18 protein-coding genes are annotated in these 19,469 nt (G+C 67.2%); 6 read left to right on the plus strand and 12 right to left on the minus strand.

What is annotated here, in order from left to right; genetic code table 11:
* Window positions 1-55: 55 nt before the first annotated feature.
* Window positions 56-1,651, plus strand: a complete 1,596-nt coding sequence (locus HNP51_RS15680; protein WP_184272964.1) for an EAL domain-containing protein — start codon at window positions 56-58, stop codon at window positions 1,649-1,651.
* 222 nt (window positions 1,652-1,873) lie between these two features.
* On the opposite strand, the gene HNP51_RS15685 is transcribed toward HNP51_RS15680, so the two are convergent.
* Window positions 1,874-3,454, minus strand: coding sequence for an ABC-F family ATP-binding cassette domain-containing protein (locus tag HNP51_RS15685; RefSeq protein ID WP_184272961.1), 1,581 nt, complete (start codon window positions 3,452-3,454; stop codon window positions 1,874-1,876).
* 228 nt (window positions 3,455-3,682) lie between these two features.
* Here HNP51_RS15685 and HNP51_RS15690 point away from each other — a divergent pair, with 228 nt between their 5' ends.
* Together HNP51_RS15690 and uvrA are read left to right on the plus strand one after the other, a co-directional pair.
* Window positions 3,683-4,204: a group III truncated hemoglobin gene (locus HNP51_RS15690; RefSeq protein ID WP_184272958.1), complete on the plus strand. Its 522-nt coding sequence runs from the start codon at window positions 3,683-3,685 to the stop codon at window positions 4,202-4,204.
* A 102-nt stretch (window positions 4,205-4,306) separates the two neighbouring features.
* Window positions 4,307-7,246 carry an excinuclease ABC subunit UvrA gene (uvrA, locus tag HNP51_RS15695; protein WP_184272955.1) on the plus strand — a complete coding sequence of 980 codons (2,940 nt, stop codon included), beginning with the start codon at window positions 4,307-4,309 and terminating at the stop codon, window positions 7,244-7,246.
* A gap of 30 nt (window positions 7,247-7,276) precedes the next feature.
* On the opposite strand, the gene HNP51_RS15700 is transcribed toward uvrA, so the two are convergent.
* Window positions 7,277-8,170, minus strand: a complete 894-nt coding sequence (locus HNP51_RS15700; protein WP_184272952.1) for a hypothetical protein — start codon at window positions 8,168-8,170, stop codon at window positions 7,277-7,279.
* 22 nt (window positions 8,171-8,192) lie between these two features.
* Window positions 8,193-9,119: a hypothetical protein gene (locus tag HNP51_RS15705; RefSeq protein ID WP_184272949.1), complete on the minus strand. Its 927-nt coding sequence runs from the start codon at window positions 9,117-9,119 to the stop codon at window positions 8,193-8,195.
* A 116-nt stretch (window positions 9,120-9,235) separates the two neighbouring features.
* On the opposite strand from HNP51_RS15705, the gene trmFO reads away from it, so the two are divergent.
* Window positions 9,236-10,633: a methylenetetrahydrofolate--tRNA-(uracil(54)-C(5))-methyltransferase (FADH(2)-oxidizing) TrmFO gene (trmFO, locus tag HNP51_RS15710; RefSeq protein WP_184272947.1), complete on the plus strand. Its 1,398-nt coding sequence runs from the start codon at window positions 9,236-9,238 to the stop codon at window positions 10,631-10,633.
* A 19-nt stretch (window positions 10,634-10,652) separates the two neighbouring features.
* Here the strand turns inward: trmFO and HNP51_RS15715 are convergent, their stop codons facing one another.
* Window positions 10,653-11,861: an MFS transporter gene (locus HNP51_RS15715; protein ID WP_184272944.1), complete on the minus strand. Its 1,209-nt coding sequence runs from the start codon at window positions 11,859-11,861 to the stop codon at window positions 10,653-10,655.
* Between the two features lie 68 nt (window positions 11,862-11,929).
* Between HNP51_RS15715 and HNP51_RS15720 the strand changes: the two genes are divergently transcribed.
* On the plus strand, window positions 11,930-12,421 hold the full coding sequence (locus HNP51_RS15720; protein WP_184272941.1) for a MarR family winged helix-turn-helix transcriptional regulator: 492 nt from the start codon (window positions 11,930-11,932) through the stop codon (window positions 12,419-12,421).
* 2 nt (window positions 12,422-12,423) lie between these two features.
* Here the strand turns inward: HNP51_RS15720 and HNP51_RS15725 are convergent, their stop codons facing one another.
* From HNP51_RS15725 to HNP51_RS15735, 3 genes are read right to left on the minus strand one after another with little or no spacing between them, the layout of a single operon-like run.
* Window positions 12,424-13,200, minus strand: coding sequence for a sulfite exporter TauE/SafE family protein (locus tag HNP51_RS15725; protein WP_184272938.1), 777 nt, complete (start codon window positions 13,198-13,200; stop codon window positions 12,424-12,426).
* 4 nt (window positions 13,201-13,204) lie between these two features.
* Complete coding sequence (locus HNP51_RS15730) at window positions 13,205-13,738, minus strand: rhodanese family protein (protein ID WP_184272936.1); 534 nt, start codon at window positions 13,736-13,738, stop codon at window positions 13,205-13,207.
* A 28-nt stretch (window positions 13,739-13,766) separates the two neighbouring features.
* On the minus strand, window positions 13,767-14,090 hold the full coding sequence (locus HNP51_RS15735; RefSeq protein WP_184272932.1) for a helix-turn-helix transcriptional regulator: 324 nt from the start codon (window positions 14,088-14,090) through the stop codon (window positions 13,767-13,769).
* A 73-nt stretch (window positions 14,091-14,163) separates the two neighbouring features.
* On the opposite strand from HNP51_RS15735, the gene HNP51_RS15740 reads away from it, so the two are divergent.
* A complete protein-coding gene (locus tag HNP51_RS15740; protein WP_311769965.1) occupies window positions 14,164-15,039 on the plus strand; it encodes an MBL fold metallo-hydrolase in 876 nt (291 codons plus the stop codon).
* Here the strand turns inward: HNP51_RS15740 and HNP51_RS15745 are convergent.
* The 5 genes from HNP51_RS15745 to yajC form a co-directional block, all read right to left on the minus strand.
* Entirely contained in the window at window positions 15,036-15,662 is a 627-nt protein-coding gene (locus HNP51_RS15745) for a squalene/phytoene synthase family protein (RefSeq protein ID WP_184272926.1), read from the minus strand. The genes HNP51_RS15740 and HNP51_RS15745 overlap by 4 nt on opposite strands.
* 40 nt (window positions 15,663-15,702) lie before the next feature.
* Complete coding sequence (locus HNP51_RS15750; RefSeq protein WP_184272923.1) at window positions 15,703-16,323, minus strand: hypothetical protein; 621 nt, start codon at window positions 16,321-16,323, stop codon at window positions 15,703-15,705.
* 91 nt (window positions 16,324-16,414) lie between these two features.
* A complete protein-coding gene (gene secF / locus HNP51_RS15755; protein WP_184272920.1) occupies window positions 16,415-17,383 on the minus strand; it encodes a protein translocase subunit SecF in 969 nt (322 codons plus the stop codon).
* Complete coding sequence (gene secD / locus HNP51_RS15760) at window positions 17,383-18,978, minus strand: protein translocase subunit SecD (protein WP_184272917.1); 1,596 nt, start codon at window positions 18,976-18,978, stop codon at window positions 17,383-17,385. The genes secF and secD overlap by 1 nt, the downstream gene beginning before the upstream one ends.
* A 42-nt stretch (window positions 18,979-19,020) precedes the next feature.
* A complete protein-coding gene (yajC, locus tag HNP51_RS15765; protein WP_184272913.1) occupies window positions 19,021-19,335 on the minus strand; it encodes a preprotein translocase subunit YajC in 315 nt (104 codons plus the stop codon).
* Between the last annotated feature and the right edge of the window lie 134 nt (window positions 19,336-19,469).

Below are 19,469 nucleotides of genomic sequence, written 5' to 3' on the forward strand. Positions count from 1 at the left end.
GAGAAACCGGTGTCGATCCGCGTTTTCTTAACGGCCTTGGCGACATAGTCGGGTCATGAGCCTGAACTCTCGCCTTCTTGGTCTTGCATTCGCCGCCGCCGACGCCCTGATCGAGGTGGACGCGAAGGCTCAGATCACCTTCGCGCTCGGCGCCGGGCCCGCGGCGGGCCAGGCTTCGGCGAACTGGATCGGACGCGCCCTCATCGAGTTGCTGGCTCCGTCCAGCCGCCCCGCCGTCCTTGACGCGATCCGCGCCTTGAGCGCCGGCGCTCGCAGCGAACCTCTGGAAATTCTCGCCGACTGCGGCGATGGCCGCGTCCGGCGCGCCGTCTTCCGGGCCTTCATCCTGCCGGATCAAGCCCCCGCCGTGTCCTGCGCTCTGATCTACGAGGGCGCGCCGTTCGCGCCTGTCGCCGAGGCCGCCTCGCCCGACCGCTCGGACGCCGAGGGATTCATGGCGCTGGCCCGACACGGATTGAGCGGCAAGACCGGCGCCGCCCTGCAACGCCTGGCCATGGCCTTCATCGAAGTTCAGGGGCTGAGCACCGCCAATGACGCGGCCAGCGAACGCCTCGCGGCGAGGCTCGGGGCGCGGCTGAAGTTGGCCTCCCACGACGGCGTCAGCGCCGGGCGGTTGACCCACAACCGCTACGCCCTGGTCAAGGAGGCAGACGACGGGCGCGATCTGGAGGCTGAAGTCCGCGAAGCGGGCCTCGCCGAGGGCCTGACCCTCACCTCAAGTTCCAGCGAGATGGCGGTCGGCTCCGATGCCCTGTGCGCCCTGCGCGCCATGCGTTTCGCCATCGAGGGCTGCCTGAAGGACAACAGCGCGCAGCCCGGACTCAGCTTTGCCGATTCCCTGTCGCGCACCCTGAAGGACGCCGACCGCTTCCGCGGCATCGTGCGCGACAAGGAGTTTGCGCTCTTCTATCAGCCCATCGTCGATCTCAAGACGCGCGCCGTTCACCATTTCGAGGCCCTCGCTCGCTTTGGCGGCGGAGCTGGCGCCGGGCCCGCCTCGGCCATCCGCATGGCCGAGGAACTGGCGCTCATCGAAAGCTTTGATCTGGCCGTCGCCGAGAAGATCGTTCACCGCCTGCGCCAACCGGGATCGGGACTGCTCAAGATCGCCATCAATGTCTCCGGCGCTTCCTTGGCCAGCGACGCCTATGTCGCCGCCCTGCTGCGCATGACCGCGTCCGAGCCCGACAACCGCCGTCGCCTGATCGTAGAGGTCACCGAGACCGCCGCTCTGGCCGACATCGCCGCCGCCAATCGCCGTCTGGGCGCCCTGCGTGACGCCGGCATCAAGGTCTGCATCGACGACTTTGGCGCGGGCGCCGCCGCCTTCGACTACCTGCGCGGACTATCTGTGGACGCGGTCAAGATCGACGGCGCCTTCGTGCGCGGCATCGACGGCGACGCCCGCACCCGCACCCTGATCGGCCATCTGGTCGAGTTGTGCGGCTCGCTGAGCATGACCACCATCGCCGAAATGATCGAAACCGAGGACGCCGCCCAGGCCGTTCAGGATCTCGGCGTCAACTACGGCCAGGGTTGGCTGTTCGGCCGCGCCGAAGCCGAGCCGGTCACCCTCGCCCCGGTCGCCCAACGCGCCCGCCGCCAGGGCGTCATCGACGCCTGGGGCTGACCACTTTCCTGGTTGGATGCGCGGATCCCAAGGATTTCCCGGGATTGCCAACGCCTCGATCCCTTTTTCTCGCCTTCATCATGCCTTGCCCCACACTAGGCGCGGTCTTTGACACGCCCCTACCCCTTACGCCCCGTTCATCCCGGCGGACGCCGGGATCCAGTCCTTTTGGCTCCCACGCGCCATGGCTCAACGGAAGCGGCGACGGCCCGGTGAGCCGGATCAATCCGGCCGCGCCAACCGCACCTCCCGATCCACGCCGACATTGTCCATGAAGTCGCGATCATGGGTGACGATCACCAGCGCCCCGTCATAGGCCGCCAGCGCCGTCTCGATGGCCGCGATGGAATCGAGGTCCAGATGGTTGGTCGGCTCATCCAGGATCAGCAGTTGCGGCGGCTTCGTCCCCGTCATCACGCAGGCCAGCGCTGCTCTCAGCCGCTCGCCGCCGGACAGCGTCCCGACCGTCCGGTGCGCCGCCGTATTGCGGAACAGGAACCGCGCCAGCGCCGCATGGGCGTCGTTCGGCGTTCCTTCCGGGTTCAGCCGCCGCCAGGCCTCGATCAGGGTCTCGTCCGGCTTCAGGATCGCCGCCGCCTGATCCAGCAGGGCCGCCGCGACCGGCCGCTCGATCCGGCCCGCCGTCGGCTCCAGCTCGCCCGAGATCAGCTTCAACAGCGTCGTCTTGCCCGACCCGTTCGGCCCGGTGATCGCCACCCGCTCCGGACCGGTCAGCCGTAGGGACGCCGCCCCGACGATCAACCGCCCTTCAGGACTGCGCCACTCCACACCGTCCAGCGCCAGCACGGCCTTCCCCGCCGCCAGCCCCGTCGAAGGCATGGGCACGGACAGCAGCCGCGCCTGCTCGACCCGCTCGCGCGCCTCCGTCAACCGCGCCTCGACCTCGGTGCGTCGACGTTCAGCCAGCCGCCCCTCCCGCGCCCCGGATTCCTCGGCCCGCTGCGCCTTGGCGTCGAGCAGGATCTTGGGATCGGAGGTTCCCGCCCGATGCGCCCGTCCCGCCTTGTCGCGTTTCGCCTTCTTCTCCAGCGCCGTCTGCGCCTCTCGCGCCGCGCGCCCGACCTCGCGCTCGGCGCTTTCCAGATCGCGCTCCGCCGCCGCCCGCTCGGCGTCCCGCCGCTCGACATACAGGTCCCAGCCGCCGCCATAGACGCGCGCGCCCAAGCTCGACAACTCGACGATCCGATCCATCCGCCGCAACAGCCCCCGGTCGTGACTGACCGTCAGCACCCCGCCCGGCCAGCGCCCCACCACCTCGGCCACCAGGGTCCTCGCCTCGGCGTCCAGATGGTTGGTCGGCTCGTCCAGCACGATCAGATCGGGCGCGGCCAGCATCAGCCCCGCCAACCGCAGCCTTGTCTGTTCGCCCCCGCTCAGACTGCTCGTGGCGCGGTCCATCGCCAGCCCCGTCAGCCCGACCTGCGCCAGCGCCTCATCCAGCCGCGCCTCCAGCGTCCAGTCCGCCTCGGCCATGTCCTCGACCGAGCCCTCGCCCGCCAGGACCCGCGCCAACAGGGCCAGAGGCCCGGCCGCGCCCAGGGTCTCGGCCACGGTTTCGCCCGGCGCGGGCTCATAGGTCTGGGACAGCCAGCCGACCGTCCCGGCGCGCGCTGCCATCCCCTCTGCGGGTTCGGCCAGACCGGCGACAAGGCGCAGCAGCGTGGTCTTGCCCACGCCGTTGCGGCCCACGACAGCCGTGCGCTCCCGCCCGAAGGCGAGGCTCAGATTATCGAATAGGGAATGTCCGTCAGGCGTGCGGGCCGCGACGCTGTTGAGCGTCACGAGTGCGGATGCGGACGGGTTGTGGCTTGGGTTGAGCGAGGACAAAGGCGAGCACCAGCAGCGGAGCGGAAAGGGCGATACCGATTTCCAAAGCGCTGATCATGATCGTCGTGCCTCCTCGTCAAATACGTTGGCTTGATGAAAGGATGGGTGCTGATCTTTCGCAGCGCAACCCCAATTCTCCTGCTGCGCTTTTGCAACGCAGCGCGGCGCGCCTATGTTCCAGCCATGACCGCGCCTGACCGAACCGTCGCCTTCCGCATCGACCGCCCCGCGCCCGACCGGGCCGAGGCCGCCGCTCGCCGGGCCGCAGCGGTCCAGCGAATCCGGGACGAGACCGGCATCGACGAGACCCTGATCGACGCCCTGGTCGAGGGCTTCTACGCCCGCGTCCGCAATGACGACGTCATCGGCCCGATCTTTGCCGAGCGCATCTCGGACTGGGGTCCGCACCTGGCGCAGATGAAGCTCTTCTGGTCCTCGGTCGCCCTGTCCACCGGCGTCTATCAGGGCCGGCCCATGCCGAAACACCTGCCCCTGCCCATCGACGCCCGCCACTTCGACCGCTGGCTGCAGATCTTTGAGGCGACCGCCCGCGACCTCTGCCCGCCCGTCGCCGCCGAGCATTTCATCGTCCGCGCCCGCCGCATCGCCGAAAGCCTCGAACTGGGCGTCGCCAACGCCAACGGCGTCCTGGTCGGTCCGGGCGAGCGCTACACCCGTCCGCAGCCCGCGTGGAAACCCGACTAGCGCAAAATGTTCCCACATTGTTCTTGCTGAAAAGCGCGAATTGATCCCCATATAGCGTCGTCGCCCCGGACCGTTCCGGGGTCTCCCGCGTTCCCGGATTCCATGACCGAAAAGCACAACTTCATCCGCGTTCGCGGCGCCCGCGAGCACAACCTCAAGGGCGTGGACGTCGATATTCCGCGCGAGAAGCTGGTCGTGATGACCGGGCTGTCGGGGTCGGGCAAGTCCTCGCTGGCCTTCGACACCATCTACGCCGAGGGCCAGCGCCGCTATGTGGAAAGTCTGTCGGCCTATGCGCGTCAGTTCCTGGAACTGATGGGCAAGCCGGACGTCGACCTGATCGAGGGCCTGTCCCCGGCCATCTCGATCGAACAGAAGACCACGTCGAAGAACCCCCGCTCGACGGTGGGCACGGTCACGGAAATTCACGACTACATGCGTCTGCTGTGGGCGCGCGTCGGCGTCCCCTATTCGCCCGCCACCGGCCTGCCGATCGAGAGCCAGACGGTCAGCCAGATGGTCGACAAGCTGACGGCGCTTCCCGACGGCGAACGCATCCTGCTGCTGGCTCCCGTCGTTCGCGGCCGTAAGGGCGAGTACAAGAAGGAGATGGCCGAGTGGCAGCGCAACGGCTTCCAGCGGCTGAAGATCGACGGCGAATTCTACGCCATCGAGGATGCCCCGACGCTCGACAAGAAGTTCAAGCACGACATCGACATTGTCGTGGATCGCATTGTAACCAAAGAAGGTCTTGAGCCGCGCTACGCCGACAGCATCCAGACGGCTCTGAACCTGGCCGACGGCATCGCCACCGCAGAATGGGCCAACGCCCCCGAAGGCGAAGAGCCCCGCAAGATCGTCTTCTCCGAGAAATTCGCCTGTCCGGTGTCGGGCTTCACCATCAGCGAGATCGAGCCCCGGCTGTTCTCGTTCAACAACCCCTTCGGCGCCTGCCCGACCTGCGACGGCCTGGGGGTCAAGCTTGCCTTCGATGCCGATCTGGTCATCCCCGACCGGGACAAGACCCTGCACAAGGGCGCGGTAGCCCCCTGGGCGCGCGGCCCCTCGCCGCTCTACACTCAGACCCTGCAGTCGCTGGCCCAGCACTACGGCTTCTCGATGGACAAGGCCTGGCGCGACCTGCCGGAACAGGCCCAAAAGGTGATCCTGCAGGGCTCGGGCGGCGAGAAGATCAAGTTCGTCTATGACGACAACGCCCGCAAGTACGAGGTCGCCAAGGCCTTTGAAGGCGTCCTGCCCAACCTGGAGCGCCGCTGGCGCGAGACCGATAGCGCCTGGGTCCGCGAGGAACTGGGCCGCTATCAGTCCGAGACGCCCTGTGAGGTCTGCGGCGGCAAACGCCTGAAGCCCGAGGCCCTGGCGGTCAAGGTCGGTGGATCGGACATTGCCGAGATCAGCTGGCTTTCGATTTCAAAGGCTTACCTGTGGTTCTCGACGCTGGATGACAGCCTGACCGACAAGCAGCGCGAGATCGGCCGCCGCATCCTCAAGGAGATCACCGACCGGCTGCGCTTCCTGAACAACGTGGGTCTGGACTACCTTAGCCTCTCGCGCAGTTCCGGCACCCTGTCGGGCGGCGAGAGCCAGCGCATCCGCCTGGCCTCGCAGATCGGCTCGGGCCTGACCGGCGTCCTTTATGTGCTGGACGAGCCGTCCATCGGCCTGCACCAGCGCGACAACACCCGCCTGCTGGAAAGCCTGATGGGTCTGCGCGACCTCGGCAACTCGGTCCTGGTGGTCGAGCATGACGAGGAGGCGATCATGACCGCCGACTACGTCATCGACATGGGCCCGGCCGCCGGCGTCCACGGCGGCGAAATCTGCGCCCAGGGCACCCCCGCCGAGGTCATGGCCAACCCCAACTCCCTGACCGGCCAGTACCTGACCGGCGCGCGCGAGATCGAACTGCCGCCCGAGGGCCGCCGTCCGGTCGACCGCAAGCGGATGCTGAAGATCAGCGGCGCCACCGGCAACAACCTGAAGAACGTCACCGGCGAAATCCCCGTCGGCCTGTTCACCTGCGTCACCGGGGTATCCGGCGGCGGCAAGTCCACCTTCACCATCGAGACCCTGTACAAGGCCGCCGCGCGCCGCCTGCATAACGCCTCGGACGCACCGGCCAACTTCGACCGGATCGAGGGACTGGAGCAGTTCGACAAGGTCATCGACATCGACCAGTCGCCCATCGGCCGCACTCCGCGCTCGAACCCCGCCACCTATACTGGCGCCTTTGGGCCGATCCGCGACTGGTACGCAGGCCTGCCCGAGTCCAAGGCGCGCGGCTATGGCCCCGGCCGGTTCAGCTTCAACGTCAAGGGCGGCCGCTGCGAGGCCTGTCAGGGCGACGGCCTCATCAAGATCGAGATGCACTTCCTGCCCGACGTCTACGTCACCTGCGACGTCTGCAAGGGCAAACGCTACAACCGTGAAACCCTGGAAATTGTCTTCAAGGGCAAGAGCATATCCGACGTTCTGGATATGACGGTTGAAGAGGCGGCCAGCTTCTTCAAGGCCGTGCCGCCGATCCGCGACAAGATGCTGACCCTGGCCCGCGTGGGGCTGGGCTACGTCAAGGTCGGCCAGTCCGCCACCACCCTGTCAGGCGGCGAGGCGCAGCGCGTGAAGCTGTCCAAGGAACTGTCCAAACGGGCCACGGGCAAGACCCTCTACATCCTCGACGAGCCGACGACCGGCCTTCATTTCGAGGACACGCGCAAGCTGCTGGAGGTGCTTCAGGAACTGGTCGAGAGCGGCAACACCATCGTCGTCATCGAGCACAACCTGGATGTCATCAAGGTCGCCGACTACCTGCTGGACTTCGGCCCCGAGGGCGGCGACGGCGGCGGCGAGATCGTGGCTGTCGGCACGCCGGAACAGGTGGCTGACAACCCCGCCAGCTGGACCGGCAAATACCTCAAGGAGGTGCTGGATCGCCACGAAGAACGCCGCAAGGCCCGCGTGGCCGCCTTGCCGGAAGTCCAGAAGGCCGAAAAGAAACCTCGCGCCCGCAAGAGCGCCTGACCGATCCGGTCAGGCGTCCTCGCCGACAGTTCACGGGCGCGGCGCGCCCTTGAGCTGCAGGTAGGCCGCCGAGAACGGTGCGTACATGATCGCAACCTGCGCCGCCGACAGCACGGCCTGGACCACCAGCGACACGGCCAGCATGGGCCCCAGCGCGCTGAGCAGGCTGGGGACGCTCGCGCCCTCCATCGCGATCAGGCGCTCGTTCCCGCCGACCATCAGGCTCAGCGGCGCCGCCACAGCCGAGCCCAGCAGCCCTACCAGCATGGCCATGACCCCGGCGATGATCGCCATGCCCAGCAGAGGCCAGAAAACCTTCTTGCCCGTCATGGCGAAGGCCGACTTCAGCACGATCCGCCCCTCGGCGAAGGTGCTCGGCACAACCAGACTGAGCCGGACAGACAGCCAGGCGAGCAGCGCGATCACCCCCAGCGACAGCAGAACCACGACCAGCCACAGCGCCGGCAGAGCCATGGCCCCCGCCATCGCCACGGTGACGATCATGAAACCGGCCAACGTCACGCCGAACATGATCAGGGACACGATCAGGCTGGCCCCCAGTACCCGCAACTCGTCCTTGCCGACGCGCAGATAGCCGAACTTGCGCTCGTCCGGGCGAATGACGGAGCGGACGATGGCGGTGCTGATCAGAGCGCTGAACAACAGCCCCAGCGGCATGGCCCAGCCGATGATGACGCCATAGGCCTGCATCAGCCGCTCTACGTCTTCAGGCGAAGGCTCGGTCTGTCCCTGCGCCTGCATCTCAGTGATCACCGACAGGACGGTGACGAAGTGCGGCCCCACCAGCAGAAACAGAATGGCGATAAAGACGGCATAGGCCGCAGCCCACGACAGGACGGCGACAGGCGCGCGTCGCGTCAGGCGAAAGCCTTCAAAGGCGCAATCGGTGGCGGGAAAAGTCATACAGGTCGTCCTCGATTCCTGATCAGCCTAGCGCAACCGGACGCGGTTCGTCCTGCGGCGCTTGCGCCAACAGCACGCGACAGGCCTCGGCATAGGGCGCCAGCGTGATCGTGGTCAGGAAACCGTGCAGCCATGACAGCGGCACGAAGGCCACGAGCCCCCATCCGATGAAGGCGCCCCAGTTGATGTCGGGCGGCGTCCCCTGCTCCAGCATGGCCGCCAGGCTGAAGACGTTGACGCCCGCCAGCAGGAACAGCACCACGGCGGCCAGCATCAGCAGCGCCAGTTCGATCAGCAGCACGACCGCCACGATCAGCAGACTAAGCCCCAGCAGACGCAACACCTGCCCCTTGGCCAGCGTCCAGCCCGCCACGAAGGCGAAATCATTCAGAGCCACGCTGGCCGGCATGATCAGCGAGGCGCGCAGCACCACGCCCCAGATCGCCAGGCCCGCCGCGACGGCCACCAGCAGGCCCAAGGCCACAGCCGCTGCCGCCGACACGAACCACAACCCCGCCCCGATAGCGAAGGCGATCAGGCCGACCACCACAGCCGAGGCGTAGAAGCCGACAATCAAGGCCAGCCCGACCACGGCGATGCGCGCCTCGTCCATGCCGACTTTCAAGCCCGCGAAGGGCGCGGGACGCTCGGGGAACAGGATGGCCCGGAACACAGCTCCCGCTACCGCCACCCAGATCAGCGCCTGCAGGACGTTCAACAGGCCGGACCAGGCCTGCATCTGCATGATCTGGGCGACCATCGTCCCCGACGGTTCATCGGCTGCCAGCTCTTCCATCGAGATCGTGCCGAACATCCGCAGCATCAGCATGCCGATAATCAGCGACGGCGCCGCCAGGGCCACGCCCCACATCCAGACCTGCAAGGGCTTGCGCCGCGTCAGCCTGAAGCCCGAAGCCAAAGCCTCGCTGATGGAAAACGCCGTGGTCATGACTGGCTCCTCTGAACCGCCGTCTTAAGCCAGACGATATAGCACGCGCCACCCCGTCGCAGCCTCCGTGCTTATGACAGGCTGACGGAAGCCTCCGGGACGGCTAGAAGGCCGCCATGTCGAACGCAGCGCCCACCACCAAACCCATTCACGTCATCGGCGGCGGCCTCGCCGGTTCCGAAGCCGCCTGGCAGATCGCCCAGGCGGGCGTGCCCGTCATCCTGCATGAAATGCGCGGCGTGCCAGGCGTCAAGACCGACGCTCACCACACTGACGGCCTGGCGGAGCTGGTCTGCTCCAACTCCTTCCGGTCTGACGACTGGGAATATAACGCCGTTGGCCTGCTGCATCAGGAAATGCGCGAGCTGGGCTCGATCATCATGGCCGCGGCCGGCGATCATCAGGTCCCTGCAGGCGGCGCTTTGGCGGTTGACCGCGACGGCTTTTCGCAATCCGTGACGGCGCGGCTGGAAGCCCACCCCCTGGTGACCATCGTGCGCGAGGAAATCAACGGCCTGCCGCCCGAGGACTGGGACAATGTCATCGTGGCCACCGGCCCCCTGACCTCGCCCGCCCTGGCCGACGCCATCCTGAAACTGACCGGCGAGGAAAGCCTCAGCTTCTTCGACGCAATCGCCCCCATCATCCACGCCGACAGCATCGACTTCGACATCGCCTGGCGTCAGTCGCGCTATGACAAGGAAGGCCCGGGCGGAGACGCCGCCGCCTACGTCAACTGCCCGATGGACAAGGCGCAGTACGAAGCCTTCATCGACGCCCTGATCGACGGCCCCAAGGCCGAGTTCAAGGAGTGGGAGAACGTCCCTTACTTCGACGGCTGCCTGCCCATCGAGGTCATGGCCGAGCGCGGCCGCGAGACCCTGCGCCACGGCCCGATGAAGCCCGTCGGCCTGACCAACCCGCGCGACCCCAAGGTCAAGTCCTACGCCATCGTCCAGCTGCGTCAGGACAATGCGCTGGGCACCCTGTACAATATGGTCGGTTTCCAGACCAAGCTGAAGCACGGCGCACAGGCCGAGACCTTCCGCATGATCCCCGGTCTGCAGAACGCCCAGTTCGCCCGCCTGGGCGGCCTGCACCGCAACACCTACCTCAACAGCCCGCAACTGCTAGACAAGCAACTGCGGATGAAATCCATGCCGCGCCTGCGTTTCGCCGGTCAGGTGACGGGGGTCGAGGGCTATGTCGAAAGCGCCGCCATGGGCCTGCTGACCGGCCGTCTGGCGGCCGCGCAAGCCCTGGGCCGCGACCTGTCGGCGCCGCCGCCGGAAACCGCCATGGGCGCCCTGGTCGAGCACATCACCGGCGGCCACATGGCCGGCTCCAAGTTCCAGCCGATGAACATCAACTACGGCCTGCTGCCGCCGCTGGAAGCGCCCAAGGTCGATGAAGCCGGCCAGAAGATCCCGCTGAAGGAACGCGGCCGCGCCAAGAAACGTCTGATGAGCATCCGCGGCCTGACGGCGCTGAAGGCCTGGCGCGACGCGGGCTAAATAAAACGGCCGGGTCGCCTCAGCGCAGCTTGGGCAGGCCCGGCCGGAACGCCAGCGTCATCACACCCAGAACCACGACGCCGACGCCCATCAGCACCCAGGCGCTGGTCAAGTCCGCCATGTGGTCGCGCAGCAAGCCCGCGGCCAAAGGCGACAGGCTGGCGATGATGTAGCCGCCGCCCTGAACGAAGGCGAGCAGGTCGCCGGACCGGGCTGGATCGTCAATCTGGTCCATGGCCAGGATCAGGGTCAGGGGGAAGATGGCCCCGATGCCCAGCCCCATGACGATCACGACCGGAACCGCCAGAGCCACCGGCGCGACCACCAGTCCCGCCAAACCGATCAGGGCCAGCACCAGCGCGATCAGGATCGGCCCGCGCCGGTCTGGAAAGCGACCGATCAGCAGCGACACCAGAATGCCCGCCGCCACCTCGGCTCCGGTCATGCCGCTGAGCAGATAGCCCGCCGTCGCCCTCGCCTCCCCCAGGTCAACGTAAAAGGGCGGCAGCCAGGCCAGCACCAGCGTATAGGCCGAGGTTCCCAGACCCATGATGAGGATCAGGCTCCACGCCCGCGGTTGCGTCCAGAAGGGGACCTCGGGATGGACCACCTCGACCACGGCGTTCCGGTCAGGCTCCTCCGCCGCCGGATCACGCGCGGCCAGCAGCCAGACGACCGCCGCGACAAGGGCGGGCGCGCTCCACAAGGCCAGCGTCCAGGCCCAGCCGAACGCCTCGGCCAGTCCCGCCGCCGTGGCCGCCGCGACCGCCGCGCCTCCCATGATGCCCGTGGTGTAGATCGCCATCACCGTGCCGAACCGCGTCGGGAAGGCGCGCTTGATCACGACCGGCGCCAGGGCCTGAATCAGGGCTACGCCGACGCCGACGACCGCCGCGCTGGCGATCAGGCCCGCCGTATCCTTCAGCCACGCACGCACCAGGCAGGCGCCGCCGATCAGCAACGCGCCCAAAAAGATGCCCCTCCGCTCACCCAACCGCCGCCGCAGCGGACGGATAGACAAGGCGCCGAGACCGATCATCAGCACGGGCAATGTGGTCAGCAGACTGGCCGCGGTGGAATCCATCCCCGTCGCGCCCTCGATCAGGTCCAGCAGCGGCCCGACCGCCGCCATGGCCGGGCGCAGGTTCACCGCCAGAGCGAAGATGGCCGCCAGCAGCAGCAGCAAGGACGAACCGCGCGCGGGCTCGGCTTCGGACCGTGCGGTCATGAGGGAGGACTCCACTGGAAAAACACGCTAGTCTCTCGACCTCAAGTATCTCGATGTCAAGATAACTCATGCCCGACAGAGCCTCTCGCGCCGCCGCCCAGTGGGCCGTCCAGCGCCCCGAACTCGACATGCTGCCGATGGAGGCGCTGGGCCGCCTGCACGAGACCTCCATCCTGGTCGCGCGGGAGCGCCAGGCGCCGCTCTACGCCCGCTACGGCCTGCAACAAGGCGAGTTCGACGCTCTGGCGACGCTGCGCCGTTCGGGCGTGCCCGAAGGCCTGACGCCGACCGCCCTGTTCGAGGCGGCGATGATGTCGTCGGGCGGCATGACGGCGCGAATCGACCGGCTGGAGAAGGCGGGACTGGTTGAGCGTCGCCCCCACCCGACCGACCGCCGCGCCACCCTGGTCCGCCTGACGGACAAGGGCTTCGACCTGATCGAAACCATCATGCCGGAACACGAAGAAGCGGCGCGAGACATCCTCGCGCCGCTCTCGCTTGATGAGCAGAAGACCCTGAACGCCCTGCTGGCCCGCCTGATCGGCGGCCTCTGCGACTGAGATCAGCCGCCGGTGATGGCCTTGAACGCCACATAGACGGCGACGATCAGGATCAGGCCGGCGAACAATTGCCGCCCCAGGGCTGCGTTCGCGCCCAACCGCTTCGAGATGGGCAAGCCCGCCATCGTCCCCGCCGCGCCGCCGACCGCCATGGCCGCGACCACGCCCCAGTCGACCAGGCCTGACAGGCTATAGTTCACCGCCGTGCTGGCTCCGAAAGCCGCGACGCTGAGCAGGGACGTCGCCTGCGCCGCCGCCAGGGTCATGCCGGTGGCCCACATCAGGCCGGGCACGATCAGGAAGCCGCCGCCGATGCCGAAGAAGCCCGCCGCCACGCCGACGCCCGCGCCGGATGCGACGATGCGCGGCGTCATGCCTCGGTTCAGGCGCACGCCCGGATCGCCGTCGTTCTTCTTGGGCCGCAGCATGGCCAGGCCGACAGCCGCCATGGCCACGGCGAAGGCCAGCAGCAGCTGATGGCCGTCGATGGCCTTGGCCGCCGAGGACCCGATCCAGGCCGCCGCCGAGCCGACCACGGCGAACAGAATGGCGCAGGGCCAGCGCACCCGCCCCGCCCTGGCTTGACCGGCCAGGGCGGTCAGAGCGTTCAGCGACACGCCGGCCGCTGAGGCGCCGATGGCCATGTGCGGGTCACGCACGCCGACCACATAGAGCAGCAGCGGCACGGCCAGAACCGATCCGCCGCCGCCGAAGACCGTCAGCAGCATGGCGACGATCCCGCCGCTGAGCGCCGCCAGAACCAGATGCAGCGGGTCCATGATCTCAGGCCCTCTTCATGCGCCGGTTCCACGGCATGACCGCCAGCAGACGCGCCATGCCGCAAAAGCCTGTGGCGCCGGCGACGAACAGGCCCGCACCGACAAAGGCGCTGAGGCCCCAGAAGGCGGGATGCGCCAGCGTACCCAGGAGGGCGCCGACCAGGATCAGGCCGCCCGCCGCCATCTGCACCTGGCGCATCAGCTCCAGCGGCTGTTTCGTGTCGGTCTTGACCGGCAGGCCCGCCTTCTTCCAGGCGTCCAGACCGCCGGCCAGAACATGGGCCGGGCCGTCGACGCGCGCGGCCAGCCGGTCGCAGTGTCCGGCCGTGCGGTTTCCGCTGCGGCACATGAAGATGACGTCCTTGCCCGGCGTCAGCCCCAGATGGGCGGCCTCGAACGCGGACAGGGGCGCAGCCACGGCGCCGACGATATGTTCGCGCGCATGTTCGTCGGGTTCACGGATGTCCACCAGGACGGCGGTCCGCGCCTTCAGGCGAGCGGCGACATCGGCGGGCGACAGGGAGACAAGCGGATTCATGGTCATGGTCCTTGGATTGGGAAGAGCCTCAGGCCGAAGCCGGAGGGCAGAAGATTTCGGCCAGAACGCCGATCACCTGCAGGGCGGCGGGATCAGCGATGCGATAGAAGACGGCGGTTCCGCTCTTTCTCGCGCTGACCAGCCCGTCGTCGCGCAGACGCGCCAGATGCTGGGACAGGGCCGATTGCGACAGGCCGACCAGCGGCAGCAGGTCCGCGACCTGCCGTTCTCCGTCGCCGATCTGGCACAGGATCATCAGGCGGTTTTCGTTGGACAGGGATTTCAGCAACCGGGCGGCGTCGCCCGCATTGGCTTGAAAGCGTTCCAGTCCGATGGCGTTCAGGTCGATCATGTCGCTCAATATATGAGCACTTGTTAAATTAGCAATGCCTAATATATTGGTCGCAACCAAGGAGGCTGACATCGTGACCCCAATCCCCACTGACAGGCCTGACGTTGTCGGCTTCTTCGACGCCGCGACCCACACCGTCACCTATCTGGTGTCGGACCCAGCCACAGGCGCCGCCGCCATCATCGACCCGGTGCTGGACTATGATCCGGCGGCGGCGCGCACCTCGACCGGTTCGATCGAGCGGGTGCTGGAGGCAGTCCGTGACCGCGGCCTGAAGCTGGAACGGGTGCTGGAAACCCACGCCCACGCCGATCACCTTACCGGCGCCGACGAGATCCGCACCCGCACCGGCGCGCCTATCGGCATCGGCGAGAAGATCACCAGGGTGCAGAAGACCTTCGGCGCCCTGTTCGAGGCCGCCGACGTCACGCCTGACGCCGTGGTCTTCGACGAGACCTATGCCGACGGCGCCCACTTCGCCCTGGGCTCGCTTACGGTTGAAGTGATGCACACGCCCGGCCACACGCCGGCCTGCGTCAGCTACCGCATAGGCGACGCCGCCTTCGTCGGCGACACCCTGTTCATGCCCGACTACGGCACGGCGCGCTGCGACTTCCCCGGCGGCGACGCCCGGACCCTCTATCGCTCGATCCAGAAGATCCTGGCCCTGCCCGACGCGACACGCGTCTTCGTCGGCCACGACTATCTGCCGAAGGAAGGCCGCACCGACTTCCGCTGGGAAACCAGCGTGGGCGAGGAGAAGACCAACATTCACCTGGCCGGGCGCAGCGAGGAGGACTACGTCGCCATGCGCGAGGCCCGCGACGCCACCCTGCCCCCGCCGCAACTGATCCTGCCGGCCTTGCAGGTCAACATCCGCGCGGGCGCCCTGCCCCCGGCCGAGGCGTCCGGAAAGCGCTTCCTGAAGCTGCCGCTGAACGCGATCTAGACCCGGCCGCGCAGCACGCTCCAGACCAGGCGCAGCCGCTTCAACGGCTCGGGCTCGTCAGCGCGTGTCAACGTCGCATGGGCGACGGCGGGAAAGGCGGCGGGCGGCAGGGCCTTCAGCGCGGCGTTGGCGGCGGCGACCTGGGCTGTCGCCTCATCCGCCCGCCCCGTCTGCGTCAGGGCCCACAGACGCCCGGCCTCGACGACCGCCGCATCATGCCCCTCGCCTGCCAACATCCGCGCCGCCGCCTGCATGGGCCCGACGTAAAAGGCGTCCAGGTCGTGCGGCTCGCCGTGCACCCGGCCGATGTGAGCCTCGATCAGGGCGTCGAAGGGGGCGCGGTCCAGCCCGTGGCGGCCGACAGCGGCGGTCAGGGCTTCGAGCACCGGATGGCCGACGCGCGGGGTGTTGGCGAAGACGCCGTCCATCTGCTCCGCCCACCAAGTGTAGCGCATCTCGGCCAGCATAGGCTGGGTGACGCGGGTGGGAATGGACAGCAACTCCGCCTCAAGGGCGTAGAGGGCAATCAGGTCCGCGCGCGCCTGAACATCAGCCACGAACCGGCTGGACAGCCAGCGGTCGGGGTCGGCGGCGCGGACCTGGGCATCAAGATCAACAGTCATCGCGCAAGGCCATCGGCCATTGCGGGATCCGGTGCAAGTCTCAGCCGAACAGGGTCTGATACATCGCCATCGAGGTCAGCATCGGCAGCGACAGCAGCAGGTTGGTGCGGCTGCCCAGCATGGCGATACGCGCAGCCCTGGCCTTCTTGTCGTCGTCGACGGCGATGATGCCCAGAGCGCGCTTCTGGTTCGGCCAGATCAGGCCCCAGACGTTCAGGAACATGACGATGGCCAGCCAGACGCCGATCCCCATCAGGGTGAACTGCTGATCGCCCGCGTTCAGACCGCCGGCCAGACCGAAGCTGAGCACTTCCACCGCATAGACGTGGCCGCGCGTGAACAGGACGGCGATCCCCGCCAGCACCGTCACCAGCGCCGACCAGCGGAACCAGAACAGGGCCTCGGGCGCGATGTGCTTGCTGACGGCGGGCTTCAGCTCGGCGGGGATCGAGGGCATGACCCGGATCTGCACGAAGTTGAAATAATAGAGCAGGCCGATCCACAGGATGCCGGCCACGACGTGAACCCAGCGGAAGGCCGCCTGGGCGAAGCCGAGATCGAAACCGCCCGGCGCGATGCGGCCGAAGGCGAAGATCATGACCCCCGCCAGCACGATGCTGAGCAGGAAGGTCGTTCTGAAGTTTGAAAGCAGTTTGGCCATGCGCCCCTCCCCGGGTCGGAATCAGGAAGCGTGACCTTACTCCTCCCTCCCCGCGGAGGGGAAGGAGGAGCATTTTAAGGTGAGCCGCGCCTTAGGGGCGGCTGGCCATGCCGAACTTGACCGGCTTGGTGTCTTCGTCGAGGGAACCGCGTTTGACGCCCCAAAGCAGGATGATCGGCGCGCCGACGTAGATCGACGAATAGGTGCCGATGATGATGCCGGCCATCAGGGCGATGGAGAAGCCGAACAGGGCCTCGCCGCCGAAGATCGCCAGCGCCGCCAGCACCATGACAGCGGTAACGCCGGTGATGATGGTCCGCGACAGGGTCTCGTTGATCGACAGGTCGATAACCTCGCGCAGTGGCATGGTCTTGTACTTGCGCAGGTTTTCGCGAAGGCGGTCGAACACCACGACCGTATCGTTCATCGAATAGCCGATGACGGTCAGGATGGCGGCCACCATGTTCAGGCTGAACTCCAGCCGGAACAGGACGATCAGCCCGAAGGTCAGGATCACGTCGTGGACCAGACCGGCCACAGCGCCAAAGCCGAACTGCGGCTCGAACCGGAACCAGATGTAACCGAACATCAGGACGACGGCGGCGCCCAGGGCCAGCAGGCCGCTGGTGAACAGCTCGCCCGACACCTTGGAGCCCACGACGCTGGTGCCCGAGAAGGCGACCTGACCGACGGAATCCGTGATGCTCTTCTGAACACGGGTCACGACCGCCGTCTGGTCTTCGTTCTCGGGAACCTGGAAGCGAACGATGGCGCGCTGGTCGCCGTCGATGTTCTGGACCTGGACTTCGCCCAGATCGAGGTTGTTCATCGCTTCGCGGACCTTGCCCGCGTCAATCGACTGTCCGGCCGGAGCGGTCATTTCCATGACGGCCCCGCCCTTGAAGTCGATGCCCATCTCAAGGCCGGGATAGAAACAGGCGACGATCGAGGCGACGCACAGCACGAGCGACAGGATACCCGCCGGCAAGGCGTACTTCACAAAGTGGAAGTTCGTCTTGTGCGGCAGCAGTTTGATGAAAGGCCATCCACGCATCGCCATCACTCCGCGATCGGCAGTTTTTTGGGCTTGGCGATTTTGAGCCAATACCCAAGCAGGACCTGGGCGACCATCACCGAGGAGAACATGGAGGTGAACACGCCGATGGTCAGCGTCCAGGCGAAGCCGCGCACAGGGCCGGCGCCAAAGGCGAACATGATCAGCGCCGCGACCAGGGTGGTCAGGTTGGCGTCGATGATGGTGCCCATGGCCTTGTTGAAGCCTGCGTCCATCGAGGCGATGACCGACCGGCCCGCTCGGGCCTCGTCGCGCATCCGCTCATAGATAAGCACGTTGGCGTCGACGGCCACGGCGAAGGTCAGAACCAGACCGGCGATGCCGGGCAGGGTCAGGGTCGCCTGGAACAGCGACATGGCCGCCACGATCAGGATGCCGTTCAGCATCAGACCCAGCACCGAGACGCCGCCGAACAGGAAGCCGTAGGACAGGATCATGAACAGGACGATGATCGCCGCGCCCACGGCGGTCGAAACCTGACCGGCCTTGATGGCGTCCGCGCCCAGTTCGGCGCCGACCACGCGACGCTCTTCGACCTTCAGCGGCGCCGGCAGAGCGCCGCCGTTCAGCAGGTTGACCAGTTCGGACGCCGACTGGATCGTGAAGTTGCCGGTGATCTGACCCGAGCCGCCAGCGATGGCGCCCTGGATCGTCGGAGCCGAGATGACCTTGCCGTCCAGGATGATGGCGAAGGGCTTGCCGATGTTCTGGGCGGTGGCTTCGGCGAAGCGACGTGCGCCCTGCCCGTCGAAGCGGAAGTCGATGGCCGGGCGGCCGTTCTGGTCCGAGCCGACGCCGGCGCGGGTCAGGTTTTCGCCCGAGACCAGCACGCGCTTCTTGACCAGATAGGGGGTGCCGTCTTCACCGACCAGCAGTTCCGAATCCGGCGGCACGCGGCCTGCCATGGCGTCCGCCAGACCGGTCGAGCTGACGTCCACCATCTGGAAGGTCAGTTGCGCCGTCTGGCCGATGACGCGTTCCAGCGCGCTGGGATCGCTCTCACCCGGCGCCTGGACGACGATGCGGTCGGCGCCCTGACGGGTGATCGAGATTTCCTTGGTGCCGGTGCTGTCGATCCGGCGACGGACGACTTCGATCGACTGATCCACCGCCGTCGCGCCCATGGCGGCCAGGGCCGCGTCGGTGAAGGCGAAGCGGATCCGGTTGTCGCTCAGACGCGTGACCGCACGATCCGACTGGCCTTGCGGCGCGCCGGTCAGCGCCAGATTGCGCAGGGCGGTCAGGGCGGCGTCGTATTGCGCGCCCTCGCCGATCGTCACAACCACGCCGCCGGCTTCACGCTGCAGGCTGCCGATCGGGATCTTCTGTTCGGCCAGGGTGGTGCGGACGTCTTCGACCAGGTTGGTGACGCGCTTGGCGCGCATCGCCGGGACGTCGACTTCCAGCAGCAGATAGGATCCGCCCTGGAGGTCGAGGCCAAGGTTCAAGCCCTGCTTCGGCATCCAGCCGGGCAGAGCCTCACGCTGTGCAGGCGTCAGGACATTGGGGAAGGCCAGCAGAAGCCCGACAAGGAGCGACAGCACGACCAGGGTGACTTTCCAGCGTGAAAGCTGAACCATGTCAGAGCTCTATTTCGGGCGGGCTTAAGCGGCGAAAGCCGCTCAGCCCTTGTCGTTGGCGGCGATGGCGGTGCGGTTGCGCACTTCAGCGATCATCGACTTGACCACGCGGACATTCACGCCTTGCGAGATCTCGACCATGGCTTCGGCGTCCTCAACGCGCGTCACCTTGCCGACCATGCCGTTAGACAGGACGACTTCGTCACCGCGCTTGACGCCGGCGATCAGGGCCTGGTGCGCCTTCATCCGCTTTTGCTGCGGGCGGATCATCAGGAAGTAGAACAGGATGAAGATCGCGACGATCGGCGCGATCTGAACGACGATGGCCATCAGGCCGCCTTCAGAAGCAGTAGGCATGGAAACTCCCCGAACCGGGCCGACCTCGAACGGGGGCCCCATAAGAAATTGAGGGGCGGAACCTAGGGTGCGCCGTGCCGATTTGCAACGCGGCCTGACGCCAACGTGTCACAGGCGATGCCGCCCGGACACGC

Source organism: Brevundimonas bullata (genome assembly GCF_014207965.1).
GTDB lineage: Bacteria > Pseudomonadota > Alphaproteobacteria > Caulobacterales > Caulobacteraceae > Brevundimonas > Brevundimonas bullata_A.

Coding starts and splice junctions, on each gene's coding strand:
- HNP51_RS15680 (WP_184272964.1), top strand. CDS start 56: ATGAGCCTGAACTCTCGCCTTCTTGGTCTTGCATTCGCCGCCGCCGAC.
- HNP51_RS15690 (WP_184272958.1), top strand. CDS start 3,683: ATGACCGCGCCTGACCGAACCGTCGCCTTCCGCATCGACCGCCCCGCG.
- uvrA (WP_184272955.1), top strand. CDS start 4,307: ATGACCGAAAAGCACAACTTCATCCGCGTTCGCGGCGCCCGCGAGCAC.
- HNP51_RS15700 (WP_184272952.1), bottom strand. CDS start 8,170: ATGACTTTTCCCGCCACCGATTGCGCCTTTGAAGGCTTTCGCCTGACG.
- HNP51_RS15705 (WP_184272949.1), bottom strand. CDS start 9,119: ATGACCACGGCGTTTTCCATCAGCGAGGCTTTGGCTTCGGGCTTCAGG.
- trmFO (WP_184272947.1), top strand. CDS start 9,236: ATGTCGAACGCAGCGCCCACCACCAAACCCATTCACGTCATCGGCGGC.
- HNP51_RS15715 (WP_184272944.1), bottom strand. CDS start 11,861: ATGACCGCACGGTCCGAAGCCGAGCCCGCGCGCGGTTCGTCCTTGCTG.
- HNP51_RS15720 (WP_184272941.1), top strand. CDS start 11,930: ATGCCCGACAGAGCCTCTCGCGCCGCCGCCCAGTGGGCCGTCCAGCGC.
- HNP51_RS15725 (WP_184272938.1), bottom strand. CDS start 13,200: ATGGACCCGCTGCATCTGGTTCTGGCGGCGCTCAGCGGCGGGATCGTC.
- HNP51_RS15730 (WP_184272936.1), bottom strand. CDS start 13,738: ATGAATCCGCTTGTCTCCCTGTCGCCCGCCGATGTCGCCGCTCGCCTG.
- HNP51_RS15735 (WP_184272932.1), bottom strand. CDS start 14,090: ATGATCGACCTGAACGCCATCGGACTGGAACGCTTTCAAGCCAATGCG.
- HNP51_RS15745 (WP_184272926.1), bottom strand. CDS start 15,662: ATGACTGTTGATCTTGATGCCCAGGTCCGCGCCGCCGACCCCGACCGC.
- HNP51_RS15750 (WP_184272923.1), bottom strand. CDS start 16,323: ATGGCCAAACTGCTTTCAAACTTCAGAACGACCTTCCTGCTCAGCATC.
- secF (WP_184272920.1), bottom strand. CDS start 17,383: ATGGCGATGCGTGGATGGCCTTTCATCAAACTGCTGCCGCACAAGACG.
- secD (WP_184272917.1), bottom strand. CDS start 18,978: ATGGTTCAGCTTTCACGCTGGAAAGTCACCCTGGTCGTGCTGTCGCTC.
- yajC (WP_184272913.1), bottom strand. CDS start 19,335: ATGCCTACTGCTTCTGAAGGCGGCCTGATGGCCATCGTCGTTCAGATC.